Below are 12,349 nucleotides of genomic sequence, written 5' to 3' on the forward strand. Positions count from 1 at the left end.
GCCTTTGAGCCCTCGCCCCTTGAGCCAGCGGAAGGTCTCTTCCCAAATGGCGAAGCTCTCGGTATCGCCCATCTTCACCCCGAGTATTTCGCGGTAACCGTCCGACCGGATGCCGGATACGATCAGCACTGCACGGGAAACCACGCGATCTTCTTCGCCTTCTTCGCGGCTCTTGATGAACAGCGCGTCCACCAACACGAACGGATACCCGCCTTCCAGCCGCCGCTCGTTGAAGGCGCGCACCCGAGGCTCAAGTCCTGCACATAACGCGCTGACCGTTGATTTGGAGAAGTTGGCACCACACAACGCTTCCGTGATCGCGGACACTTTGCGTGTGGATACCCCGTTCACCACCATTTCCATCAAGGCCAGCACGAACGCCTGTTCGCTGCGCTGGTAGCGCTTGAAGATGTCGGTCGAGAAACTGCCGTCCCGCGTCTGCGGCACCCGCAGCGTCACCGGCCCGACCCGCGTGTAGAGCGTGCGCGCCCGGTAGCCGTTGCGGTAGCCTTGCCGATCGTCCGTGCGCTCGTGCCGACCCGCTCCCAGCGTTTCCGCCACCTGCGCTTCCAGCACTTGGTTGAGCACCGTCTCCACCAGCTTCGCCAGCCCGTCCTGCCCGTTCAAAAGACCTGGCAACAATTCCGAACCTACGCTAATCTCATATCCAGCCATCGCTTCTTCTCCTTCGGTTGTTAATCGTCTCGTTAACGTTAATTTACCGAATCGAAGCGGTGGCTGCCCACCAATCTATTTACAGCAGTTTAAGGGCTCAATCAGTTGCATCATCCTGTTTTGGGATATTCCAAAAGAGGATAGACAATGGTCAGCATGGCGAGAGACACAAGGTATGAGCACTTCCAAGGGGCACTGATAGAAGCCCGCCAGAAGAACAACCTGACCCAGCAGGAGGTCGCGTCTCGCATTGGCAAACCGCAATCGTATGTTTCGAAATATGAAAGCGGTGAGCGGCGGCTTGACGTTGTTGAGTTCCTGGATGTCTGTAAAGCTCTCTGTGTCAAGCCTATTTCTATCCTAAAAAGGCTTGATACCGATGACCAAGAAGAAATCTATCCTTGAGAGATGGGAAATCTCTGAGCAGGAATTTACTGAGCTAATAGACCAGAATCCAAGCTTGCGGGGCATGAATCTTGGCTACATTGCTGAGAAGAAGTTTCATGACCAGTTCTTGAATCACCCTGAAATCACTGAGTCGTCAAAGGACGATGACCACGACAGAACCAAGAAGGGTGATCGTCGCATTAGATACAAGGGTCATGAATTCATTGTTGAAGTCAAGAGCTTGCAAACAAATATGTGCAAGGACTTGGGCGATGATTCTTGGGCTGGCAAGTCTCAAGTTGATGGCAGTGATCGCCGAATAGTCAAATTTGCTGACGGAACAGAGTTGAATACTACTCTGCTGCTCCGTGGCGAATTTGATCTGTTGGCGGTGAACTGCTTTGCCTTTGGTGAGCAGTGGCGATTTTCTTTTGCAAAGAATAAAGACCTACCCACGTCATCGTTCAAAAAATACACTGAGGAACAAAGACGGCAGCTAATAGCTTCTTTGGTTCCTGTCACGTGGCCACCGCAACCTCCTTTTAGCGATGACCCATTCAAGATTCTGGATGAGTTAATTCAGGAGAAGGAGCAGCCTCGACCCAAGGTGGTTGGTGAAGAAGCGATTGAAGTCAAGACCGTGGATGTTGTCAAAGCTCCAAAATCTTAACCCCTCATTTGAGATCGCTTTTTTCCTTTGGGAACCTTCACGAAAACAAGAAAATAGCTGTGGTTCTTCCGTGCATGAACCTGCTTCTTCAATCGTGCAATGACAGCTTTGTTCTGACGAACCACTACAAACAGGTCTTTGGTGTAAAAGCCAAGTCCTTCGTAGTGGTTGATAATTTCAACATGAGTTAGCCATTGACGATTGGCTGATACTTCGTCTTGACACTTAACAATGGCAATTCCCTTGTCTTTCAGGACTCGGATTGCTTCTGCACCTGCCTTGTAATACAGATCAGTGACCGCACCATGCCACTTGGGGCCGTCATGATTTACTTCGTCCCCATTGGAATAGTATTCCCTGAAAGCTGAATGAGAGCCAGCACCAGCCTTGTGATCCTTCTTGTTTCTCAGAAGTCCCTCCATATAGGGAGGATCAATCACAATGGCATCAAGGCTTTCGTTTTCGTATGGCAGTGCTCGGCAATCAATGCCAGTTGCTATATCTGACGGCAGAAGCTCATAACGGCTGAGATCAACATTTTTCCAGAAGACGCCAGTGCCATAAGTGACGTCTGCAATCTTGGCTCCATCTGGAACATGCAAATCAAGAATCTGCGGAAACACCTCTGCATTCCCAGAGACAAATGCAGACATCATCACATTGGACGTGGCAATGCCTCCTTGAGTCCTTTTTTGGCTCTTGGGGCTCTTGGGGCTATTGGTTTCTGCTTCCTCTTTCAAGAAAGAGATTTGCTCTGTGATTGTGTTCATGTAAGGACTTTATCCTATTTTGGGATTTTTGTGAACCCCAGGTTTGGACTTCGGAGGGAACTTCTCTGCAAAGCTTTCCATCATCTCTTTTCTATTGGCATAGGTTTTCAAGTTCTCTGCCAAGCTCAACATAGCTGTAGCCCGATCTTCCAAAGACTGTGCAAAAGCTCTGAGCATGAAGATATGAGACAAGTCCTGTACTGGTGCAGTGGTCTTGGCTGGCTTCCTCTTGGGTACCCGCCTTCCAGCTGCCGCTCGTTGAAGGTGCGCACCCGAGGCTCAAGTCCTGCACATAACGCGCTGACCGTTGATTTGGAGAAGTTGGCACCACACAACGCTTCCGTGATCGCGGACACTTTGCGTGTGGATACCCCGTTCACCACCATTTCCATCAAGGCCAGCACGAACGCCTGTTCGCTGCGCTGGTAGCGCTTGAAGATGTCGGTCGAGAAACTGCCGTCCCGCGTCTGCGGCACCCGCAGGGTCACCGGCCCGACCCGCGTGTAGAGCGTGCGCGCCCGGTAGCCGTTGCGGTAGCCTTGCCGATCGTCCGTGCGCTCGTGCCGACCCGCTCCCAGCGTTTCCGCCACCTGCGCTTCCAGCACTTGGTTGAGCACCGTCTCCACCAGCTTCGCCAGCCCGTCCTGCCCGTTCAAAAGACCTGGCAACAATTCCGAACCTACGCTAATCTCATATCCAGCCATCGCTTCTTCTCCTTCGGTTGTTGATCGTCTCGTTAACGTTAATTTACCGAATCGAAGCGGTGGCTGCCAACCAATCTATTTACAGCAGTTTAAGGACTCAATCCTTGCCATTCAAAGTGTATTAGAATATCCTAATAGACTATTTTGCAGCAGGATGCAGTCATGCACACATCTGGAATCGCGTTTTTTTCGTTGCTGATGCTGACGCTGGCGAATGGCGTCAGCGCGCAGCCTTTGCGCACGGCCCAGGTGCAAGCGCGTGAAATTGACCAGCGCTACAGTATCGATGGCGTGGTCGAGGCGGCGCGCCAATCGACGGTGTCGGCGCAGATATCCGGCCGCGTCAAGTCGATTTATTTTGATGTCGGAGACCGGGTTAGTGCGGGGCAGATCATTGTGCGCATCGACGAGCGCGAAGCGAACCAAATGGCGGCGGGCAGCAACGCGCAATTGGCGCAGGCGCAGGCGGCATTGGACAACGCCCGTTTGAACTACGCGCGCGCGCAACAACTCTTTGCGCAGAAATTCATCAGCCAGGCCGCGCTGGATAAGGCCCGCTCTGATTTTGAAATGGCGCAGGCGCAGGCCCAGGCAAGCGCGGCGGGCGCGCAGCAGTCGGCGCTGGCGCAAAGCTATACCGCCGTCGTCGCGCCCTATGGTGGCGTGGTGGCGGCGCGCCATGTCGAGCTGGGCGAGATGGTGACGGTGGGCAAGCCACTGATGACCGGTTTCGATCCGTCGCAGTTGCGCGTCATCGCCAATGTGCCGCAGGACCGCCTGCAAGACATCGGCGCGCACCCGGAAGTGACGGTGGAAGTGCCTTCCCTGAATCGCTGGATCAAGGCCGCTTCGGTCACCGTGCAGCCTTCCGCCGACCTGCGCACGCACAGCACGCCGGTGCGCATCGGCCTGCCGGCGAATCAGCCCAATCTCTACCCCGGCATGTTCGTGCGCACCCATTTCGTCGTGGGCAAGGAAAACAAGCTGTTGATCCCGGCCAGTGCCGTGGTGCGCCGCCATGAAGTGGTGGCGGTGTATGTGGTGGATGAACAGGGCATGCCACGTCTGCGCCAGGTGCGTCTCGGGGCGGGCACCGAGGATGGAGAAATTGAAGTGTTGGCGGGACTGCAAGACGGCGAGCGTATCGCGCTGGATGCGGTGCAGGCGGGCATGGTGATCAAGAAATAATGGGTCTCTCCGGGCGCATCGCGCGCATCTTCCTGCATTCTCAGATGACGCCGCTGCTGGCGCTGATTGCCGTGCTGCTGGGCACATTTGCGGTGCTGGTGACGCCGCGCGAGGAGGAACCGCAGATCAACGTGACCATGGCCAACGTGCTGATCGCCTATCCCGGCGCTTCGGCCGAAGACGTGGCGCGCACGGTGTCCACCCCGGCGGAACAGGTGTTGTCGCAGATCGCCGGCATCGACCACGTGTATTCGGTGTCGCAACCCGGCAAGTCGATTCTGACCATTCAGTTCAAGGTGGGCGAGCAGCACATTCCGTCGCTGGTCAAACTGTACGACGTCATCAACTCGCATGCGGACTGGCTGCCGCCGACCCTGGGGGTGCAGCCGCCGCTGATCAAGGCGCACGGCATCGACGATGTCCCGATCCTGGCACTGACCCTGTGGCGCGAACAAGCGGTGGGCGGTGGATTGGCGCTGACCCAGGTGGCGCATGCGATCGAGACCGAATTGAAGCGGGTGCCCGGCACGCGCGAAGTGAGCACGCTGGGGGCGAGTCGGCGTGCGGTGCGCATCCTGCTCGACCCGGAGGCTTTGAATGCCTACCAACTTTCGCTACAGGAGGTGCGGGGCGCGTTGCAGGCGGCCAACGTGTCGCAGAGTGCCGGCTATCTGGTGCAGCACAACCGCGAAGTGCTGGTGCAAACCAACAATTTTCTGACCGATGCGGCGGAAGTGCGGCAACTGGTGGTGGGCGTATCCGCCGGCAAGCCGGTGTTCCTGCACGATGTGGCCGAGGTGCGGGACGAAGCCGATCTGCCCGAGAACTATGTCTGGCTCGGTGTCGGCGCGGCGGGACAGGACAAGGGGATTGGGGTACAGGGCGAATTTGCCGCAGTGACCGTCGCCATCACCAAAAAACCCGGTGAAAACGCGGTCCGGGTGGCGCGCGCGGTGCAACAACGGGCAGAGGAGTTGCAAGGTCGCGTGATTCCGGATGATGTGCACGTCACCGTGACGCGCAATTACGGCGAGACCGCCAACGACAAGGCGATGAAGCTGATCCAGAAGCTTTTTTTCGCCACTTTTGCGGTGGTTGCACTGGTCTGGTTTGCGCTCGGCCGGCGCGAGTCATTCATCGTCGGCGTGGCGGTGTTGCTGACCCTGGCGATGACGCTGTTCGCCTCCTGGGCCTACGGTTTTACCCTCAATCGCGTGTCGTTGTTCGCCCTGATCTTCTCCATCGGCATCCTGGTCGATGATGCGATCGTGGTGGTCGAGAACATCCATCGCCGACGTGAACTGGCGCCGCATCAGCCGCTGTCCGAGACGATCCCTTCAGCGGTGGATGAGGTCGGCAGCCCGACCATACTCGCCACGTTGACTGTCATCGCCGCACTGCTGCCGATGGCGTTCGTGAGTGGCCTGATGGGGCCGTACATGAGCCCAATCCCGATCAACGCCAGCATGGGCATGCTGATTTCGCTGGCGGTCGCTTTCGTCATCACGCCCTGGCTGGCATACCGGTTTTCAGCTGCGCATCACACTGTGGCGAAAGAGGAGGGTGAGACCCGTAGCACCCGATTTTTCCGCAACCGCCTGGGCCCGTTCCTGAATGGGCGGGACGGCAAGCTGGCACGGCGCAAGTTGTGGCTGGGTATTCTGGTTGCCCTGCTGCTGTCCGTATCGCTGGTGGGCGTGCAGCGGGTTGTGCTGAAGATGCTGCCCTTCGACAACAAGTCTGAATTCCAGGTGGTGGTGGACATGCCCAGCGGCACTGCGCTGGAACAGACGGCCGGCGCGATGCGCGAGATCGGCGCTTATCTGGCGACCGTTGCGGAAGTCACCGATTATCAGGCCTATGCGGGAACAGCGTCGCCGATCAATTTCAACGGTCTGGTGCGCCAGTATTATTTGCGCGAGGCGTCGGAGCAGGGTGACATCCAGGTCAATCTGCAGGACAAGCATCGTCGTGACCGCAGCAGCCACGAGATCGCCCGTGCGCTGCGCGAGCCGATCGAGGCGATTGCCGCCCGCTGGAATGCCAAGGTCAAAGTGGTGGAAGTGCCGCCGGGGCCGCCCGTGCTGTCACCGCTGGTGGCTGAAATTTACGGGCCGGACTACGCCGGCGCGCGCCAGGTTGCGGGTAAGGTGCGCGAGCAGTTTGCGCAGACATCCGACATCGTCGGCATCGACGACACGGTGACCGAAAGCGCCCCCAAACTGACGCTGCGCGTACTGCAAAGCAAGGCCGCCATTCTCGGTGTGGCGACGCAGGACATCGCGCAAACCATCAGCGTAGCACTGGCGGGCGAGGATGTAACCTCGCTGCACGCGGAAGGAGCCAAATATGCGCCGCCGTTGCGCATGGTGTTGCCGGAGCAGAAACGCAGCCGCATCGACGAAGTGCTGAAACTCAAGGTGCGCGCCCGCGACGGGGCACTGGTGCCGCTGTCCGAACTGGTGCAAGTGGTGCGGGCGCAGCGCGACCAGCCGATCCATCACAAGGACCTGCTGCCGGTGGTGTACGTGCTGGGCGACATGGCGGGCGAGCTGGACAGCCCGCTGTACGGCATGTTCGACATCAACAGAAAGACTGAAAACATGGCGCTGGAGCAGGGCGGCGTGCTGCAATCCTGGTTCTTCAGGCAGCCCGCCGACCCCTATGCCAGCTACGCCCTGAAGTGGGATGGCGAATGGCAGGTCACCTTCGAAACCTTCCGCGACATGGGTATCGCCTACGCAGTCGGGCTGATGCTGATCTATCTGCTGGTGGTGGCGCAGTTCAAAAGCTATGTCGTGCCGCTGGTCATCATGGCGCCGATTCCGCTCACCCTCATCGGCGTGATGCCGGGGCATGCCTTGTTCGGCGCACCGTTCACCGCGACCTCGATGATCGGCATGATTGCGCTGGCCGGCATCATCGTGCGCAACTCCATCCTGCTGGTGGACTTCGTCAATCTGCAATTGCGGGAGGGCGTTGAGGTACAACCTGCGGTGATCAACGCGGCCGCCGCACGCGCCAAACCGATCATCCTGACCGCGCTGGCGGCGATGCTGGGCGCATTGTTCATCCTCGACGATCCGATCTTCAACGGCCTCGCGCTGTCGCTGATCTTTGGTATCCTGGTCTCCACCCTGTTGACGCTGGTGGTGATTCCGGTGTTGTATTACGCGTCGATTTACAAGAAATTCCAGTAACCCCACTGAATTTCCAGGAGCCGCCAAGCATGAACGCAGAACGCATCGTCCGTATCGTCGCCGGTTTTTTCATTGTGTTGTCGTTGGCGCTGGGAGCAACGGCCAGTCCCCTGTTCGTGAGCGAATATTTTCTGTTGCTCACCGCCTTTGTCGGCCTGAACCTGTTCCAGAGCGGCTTCACCCGGATCTGCCCGCTAAATAACATCCTGGCCCGCTTCGGCGTCAAGGGCAGTTGCTAAACCCGGCACCTGCGCGGACGGGTATCGCCCGCATCAGTCTGGCGCTGGTCGGCCTGATGTGGGTATTGCCTTTTCTGTATCCCTACCACGCGTATCCCGTTACCACTTTCTATCAGGAGTGGGCGACCGCGCTGCTGGGCGTGCTGGCGCTGCCCCTGCTGCTGACAACCCGGTTCTGGCAGGCGCCGCAAGTGCCGGGCATCGTGTTGCTGCCGATCGGACTGATGCTGTTGCTGTTGCTGCAATTCATCGGGGGGCTGGTCGAACATTTCGACCAGGTCCTGCTGCTCTCCCTGTATTTCCTGTTTGCCGCGCTGCTGATGATGCTGGGACAGCACCTGCGGGCGGAACTGGGCTTGCCGGCCGTCAGCGCGGCGCTGGCCGTCTTTTTGCTGGCCGGCGCCGAACTGAATACCCTGGCCGGCATCCTGCAGTACTATCGCTGGCACACGCTTCTCGACGGTTTCATCACCGGCAAGGTCGCGGCGGCGGTGTTCGGCAACCTCGCGCAGCCCAACCACTACGCCAACTACATCGCGCTCGGCCTCATTTCGCTCGGCTTGTTGCAGCAACGCTACCGCTGGCACGCTGGGCTGACCGCGCTGCTGGCGACACCGATGCTGTTCGTCCTGGTGCTGTCGGGCTCGCGCAGTGCCTGGCTCTATCTCAGCGTCATCCTGCTGCTGGCCTGGCTGTGGCAGCGCCGCGACCGTGCGCTGCAGCCATTGCTCGGCTTTGCCACCGCGCTGTGGCTAGGTTATCTGCTGATGCACGGGCTGGTGCAACTGCCCTGGCTGCAGGGCGGCAGCGGCAGCGTCACCGCCGCCGAGCGATTGATCGGCGAAGCCGCCAGCGGCAGCATCCGCCTCCATCTGTGGCGCGAGGCCGGGCTGATCTTTGCCCAGTTCCCCCTGTTTGGCGCGGGGTTTGGCCAATTCGCTTACCAGCATCTGCAACTCGCGGCGGAGCTGCGCAATCCCGCCGTTACCGGCCTCTACAACAACGCGCACAACATCGTGCTGCAACTGGCGGCTGAAACCGGGCTGGCCGGGCTCGGCGTGCTCTTTGTTACGCTGGGGCTGTGGGCGTGGCAAGCATTCGTGCGGCGCGCGCAGTTCACCCTTGAACACTGGTGGGGCTATGCCCTGCTGGCCGTGCTCGCCATCCACAGCCTGCTCGAATATCCCCTGTGGTATGCCTACTTCATCGGCATCGCCGCCTTCCTTCTCGGCGCATATGACGGCATCAGTCACAAGTTGGAATTGCGCGGCGTGGGCCGACTCGCGGTGGCCGCGATTCTTGTGCTGGGCGCCGTGTCCTTGTGGCAGGGGCGGCAAAGTTACCGCCATCTGGAAGCCGCGTTGAGTGTCCGCAATGCCGGCGCCTCGGGGGTCGCGGCGGCGACGCGGGCGCATGACGAACTGCTGGCGAGCTTGGATTACCCGCTGTTCGGTTCCTATGCGCAACTGTTCATCGCCGGCATGATGGAACCGAGCGAGGACAAGCTGGCGCAAAAGCTCGCCTTGAACGAACACGCCCTGCGCTTCATCCCCACTGCCACGCTGAGCTACCATCAGGCCTGGTTGCTGGCCTGGTCCGACCGCGCGCCGGCGGCGCGCGCGCAAGTGGAACGATCCATCTGGGCCTATCCCGCCGAATACCCGCGCGCGCGCGCGGAACTGGCGCAACTGGCTACGCAGCAGCCCGGGCGCTTCCAGCCTCTGTTAGAATTCGCCTCCCGGAAATATGAGGAGTACCGAAGTGCAGCAGTTCCTGCTCGATAACCTGTTCACCCTGTCGATCACGCTCATCAGCGGCTATATGCTGTTCTGGAGCTATTTCGGCAACCGCATCCTCGGCATCAAGGAAACCGACACCGTGCGCGCCATGCAACTCATCAACCGCAACAACGCGCTGGTGCTCGACGTGCGCGAACAAGGCGAATACGACAACGGTCACATCATCAACAGCCGCCTGATTCCGGCGCCGCAGTTGAAGGAGCGCGTCGGCGAGCTGGAAAAATTCCGCACCCGCCCCATCGTCGTGGTCTGCCGCAACGGCGCACGTGCCGCACCGATCACGTCGTGGCTGGTCAAGCAGGGTTTCACGGAGACGTATTTGTTGAGCGGCGGCGTGCTGGCATGGCAGAAAGCCAATCTGCCGCTGGAAAGATAGGAGCGCGCCGTGCCCAGAATCGTGATGTATTGCACCGCCGTCTGCCCGTGCTGCATCAATGCCGAACGGCTGCTGCTGCGCCGTGGGGTGACCGAAATCGAGAAGATCCGCGTCGATCTCGACCCGGAGCAGCGGGTCATCATGGAACAACGCAGCCGGCGCCGCACCGTGCCGCAAATTTTTATCGGCGATCGCCATATCGGCGGTTTCGATGACATGGTCGAACTCGATCAGGCGGGCGGACTGCTGCCGCTCTTGAACCCCTAACCCAAGGAAACGAAAATGACCGAAACTGCCGCACCCCAGGAACAGGCCGCACCGCTGTTCAATATCGAGAAACTGTACGTGAAAGACCTGTCGCTGGAGATCCCCGGCGCGCCGGCGATCTTTCTGCAGCGCGAAAATCCGCACATCGATCTGCAGTTGCAGACCAAAGCCGCCGCGGTGGAAGAGGGCGTGTTCGAGGTCGAAGTCACCGTCACGGTGACGGCCAAGCTGCCCGAAAAAGACCAGGTGATGTTCCTGATCGAAGCCAAGCAGGCCGGCATTTTCCAGGTGCGCAACATGCCGCCGCAGGAGCTGGAAACCGTGCTGGCCGTGCTCTGTCCCAATATCCTTTATCCGTATCTGCGCGAAGTGGTGTCGGACCTGGCGGTGCGCGGCGGCTTTGCCCCGGTGCTGCTCAATCCGATCAACTTCGATGCGATTTACCAGCAGCAAAAAGAACAGGCGCAGGCGCAGGCCGGAGCTGCCGAAGTCAAACACTGATGCGGAGATGGGTGACAGCATTGAGTTTGCTGCTGGCCAGCCAGGCGTTGTCTGCAGCGGAATATGTTTCGGTCGCCACGCCGGCGATCCTGTACGACGCCAATTCGCTCAAGGCCAAAAAGCTGTATGTCGCCACGCGCTATTTGCCGCTGGAAAAACTGGTCGAGCTGGAAGGCTGGGTCAAGGCGCGTGACGCAACCGGCAAGGTTTTCTGGATCGAGAAACGCAACCTGAGCAGCAAGCGCTATGTCGTGGTCACCGCGCGCGAGGCCATCGTGCGCGAGAGCTGGAGCAGCAGCGCTTCACTGGCATTCAGGGCAGAGCGCCAGGTGGGGCTGGAATGGTTGGGCAATGTCGGGAGTTGGGTCAAGGTGCGGCATCGTGATGGCTCGGTCGGCTTCATCAAAAACAGCGATGTCTGGGGCGAATAAACGATGAACATTGGGGTGCTTGGAGCAGGGGCATGGGGCACGGCGCTGGCGATCAGCCTTGCGGGCCGGCACGCCGTGACCCTGTGGGCGCGCGATGCGGCGCAGGTGGCGGCCATGCGGGAGGCCGGGCGCAACCGGCGCTATCTTCCCGATGTGACTTTTCCCGCGAGTTTGTCGGTCACCGCCGATCTGGAGGGGGCGCTTGCCGCCGCCGAATTGTTGATCGTGGCGGTGCCGGTGTCCGGTTTGCGTTCCACCTTGCGGCAGATCGGTGATTTTTACAAGGCTGGTTCACCCGCCGCACCGCGCCTCAATCCTCTCCCGCCTGAATCCGCCCTATCCCGCGTTCCGCCGCAAGCGGGAGACGGGGCAAACGGGAAAGGCAATGTTGAATTCCCCGGCGTGATCTGGCTGTGCAAGGGATTCGAAACCGGCACCGCGCTGTTGCCGCATCAGATCGTGCGCGAGATGCTGCCGGACGCATTTCCCTGCGGGGCGTTGAGCGGCCCCAGCTTTGCGCAGGAAGTTGCGCGCGGGCTGCCCACTGCGCTGACCCTCGCTGCGGCCGATCCCGATTTTGCCCGGAAAATGGCGCAGTCCCTGCACCATTCCCGCCTGCGTATCTACTCCAGCACCGATGTGGTCGGGGTCGAGATCGGCGGCGCGATCAAGAACGTGCTGGCGATTGCCGCCGGCATCAGCGACGGCATGCAGATGGGGATGAACGCGCGCGCGGCGCTGCTCACGCGCGGCCTGGTCGAAATGTCGCGGCTGGGTCTGAAACTCGGCGGGCGTGTGGAGACGCTGAGCGGATTGTCCGGCGTGGGCGACCTCATCCTGACCTGCACCGGCGACCTGTCACGCAATCGCCAGGTCGGCATGCTGCTGGCGCGCCATCAATCGCTGCCCAACATCCTCAAGGAACTGGGGCATGTGGCCGAAGGCGTCTATACCGCGCGCGAAGTGCAAGCCGTCGCCCAACGGCATCAGGTCGATATGCCCATCTGTGCGGCGGTCTATCGCGTGTTGTATGAGGCGCTGGATGCCGATAAAGCGGTCGATCTGTTATTGAGCCGCGCACCGGGCGATGAATTTTCCAGCGATTGACCGGCTTTTGTGGGTCGGACCTACAGTTCGACCCA

At 59.7% G+C, this 12,349-nt stretch carries 13 protein-coding genes and 1 pseudogene; 11 read left to right on the forward strand and 3 right to left on the reverse strand.

Annotated features, from left to right (window positions below; translation table 11 throughout):
- On the reverse strand, nt 1–675 hold a 675-nt coding region (locus tag ACKTSJ_RS02635), incomplete at its 3' end, for a transposase (protein WP_407897119.1).
- Nucleotides 676–822: 147 nt separating this feature from the next.
- Between ACKTSJ_RS02635 and ACKTSJ_RS02640 the strand changes: the two genes are divergently transcribed.
- On the forward strand, nt 823–1,080 hold the full coding sequence (locus ACKTSJ_RS02640; protein ID WP_407897121.1) for a helix-turn-helix domain-containing protein: 258 nt from the start codon (nt 823–825) through the stop codon (nt 1,078–1,080).
- Nucleotides 1,055–1,732 carry a hypothetical protein gene (locus tag ACKTSJ_RS02645; RefSeq protein ID WP_407897123.1) on the forward strand — a complete coding sequence of 226 codons (678 nt, stop codon included), beginning with the start codon at nt 1,055–1,057 and terminating at the stop codon, nt 1,730–1,732. The genes ACKTSJ_RS02640 and ACKTSJ_RS02645 overlap by 26 nt, the downstream gene beginning before the upstream one ends.
- Here the strand turns inward: ACKTSJ_RS02645 and ACKTSJ_RS02650 are convergent.
- Together ACKTSJ_RS02650 and ACKTSJ_RS02655 are read right to left on the reverse strand one after the other, a co-directional pair.
- Nucleotides 1,729–2,502 (reverse strand): DNA methyltransferase, encoded by a 774-nt coding sequence (locus ACKTSJ_RS02650; protein ID WP_407897125.1) that lies wholly within the window; start codon nt 2,500–2,502, stop codon nt 1,729–1,731. The genes ACKTSJ_RS02645 and ACKTSJ_RS02650 overlap by 4 nt on opposite strands.
- 230 nt (nt 2,503–2,732) lie before the next feature.
- Nucleotides 2,733–3,206, reverse strand: a pseudogene (locus ACKTSJ_RS02655) (transposase); the annotation flags it as partial.
- A gap of 162 nt (nt 3,207–3,368) precedes the next feature.
- Here ACKTSJ_RS02655 and ACKTSJ_RS02660 point away from each other — a divergent pair.
- Genes ACKTSJ_RS02660 through ACKTSJ_RS02700 form a run of 9 tightly spaced genes read left to right on the forward strand, consistent with a single transcriptional unit; the run spans nt 3,369 to nt 12,314 of the window.
- Nucleotides 3,369–4,394 carry an efflux RND transporter periplasmic adaptor subunit gene (locus tag ACKTSJ_RS02660; protein ID WP_407897127.1) on the forward strand — a complete coding sequence of 342 codons (1,026 nt, stop codon included), beginning with the start codon at nt 3,369–3,371 and terminating at the stop codon, nt 4,392–4,394.
- Nucleotides 4,394–7,594, forward strand: a complete 3,201-nt coding sequence (locus ACKTSJ_RS02665) for an efflux RND transporter permease subunit (RefSeq protein ID WP_407897129.1) — start codon at nt 4,394–4,396, stop codon at nt 7,592–7,594. Before ACKTSJ_RS02660 ends, ACKTSJ_RS02665 begins: the two co-directional genes overlap by 1 nt.
- A 29-nt stretch (nt 7,595–7,623) precedes the next feature.
- Nucleotides 7,624–7,833 (forward strand): DUF2892 domain-containing protein, encoded by a 210-nt coding sequence (locus tag ACKTSJ_RS02670; protein WP_407897131.1) that lies wholly within the window; start codon nt 7,624–7,626, stop codon nt 7,831–7,833.
- Complete coding sequence (locus ACKTSJ_RS02675; protein ID WP_407897133.1) at nt 7,827–9,617, forward strand: Wzy polymerase domain-containing protein; 1,791 nt, start codon at nt 7,827–7,829, stop codon at nt 9,615–9,617. Before ACKTSJ_RS02670 ends, ACKTSJ_RS02675 begins: the two co-directional genes overlap by 7 nt.
- Nucleotides 9,580–10,008 (forward strand): rhodanese-like domain-containing protein, encoded by a 429-nt coding sequence (locus ACKTSJ_RS02680; RefSeq protein WP_407897135.1) that lies wholly within the window; start codon nt 9,580–9,582, stop codon nt 10,006–10,008. Before ACKTSJ_RS02675 ends, ACKTSJ_RS02680 begins: the two co-directional genes overlap by 38 nt.
- Nucleotides 10,009–10,017: 9 nt before the next feature.
- Nucleotides 10,018–10,275, forward strand: coding sequence for a glutaredoxin 3 (gene grxC, locus ACKTSJ_RS02685; protein WP_407897137.1), 258 nt, complete (start codon nt 10,018–10,020; stop codon nt 10,273–10,275).
- A gap of 15 nt (nt 10,276–10,290) precedes the next feature.
- Nucleotides 10,291–10,776 (forward strand): protein-export chaperone SecB, encoded by a 486-nt coding sequence (secB, locus tag ACKTSJ_RS02690; RefSeq protein ID WP_407897139.1) that lies wholly within the window; start codon nt 10,291–10,293, stop codon nt 10,774–10,776.
- 11 nt (nt 10,777–10,787) lie between these two features.
- A complete protein-coding gene (locus ACKTSJ_RS02695) occupies nt 10,788–11,207 on the forward strand; it encodes an SH3 domain-containing protein (RefSeq protein ID WP_407897141.1) in 420 nt (139 codons plus the stop codon).
- 3 nt (nt 11,208–11,210) lie between these two features.
- On the forward strand, nt 11,211–12,314 hold the full coding sequence (locus tag ACKTSJ_RS02700; protein ID WP_407897143.1) for an NAD(P)H-dependent glycerol-3-phosphate dehydrogenase: 1,104 nt from the start codon (nt 11,211–11,213) through the stop codon (nt 12,312–12,314).
- Nucleotides 12,315–12,349 lie beyond the last annotated feature (35 nt).

The sequence above is a fragment of the Ferrigenium sp. UT5 genome, assembly GCF_045866295.1.
Lineage (GTDB): Bacteria > Pseudomonadota > Gammaproteobacteria > Burkholderiales > Gallionellaceae > Sideroxyarcus.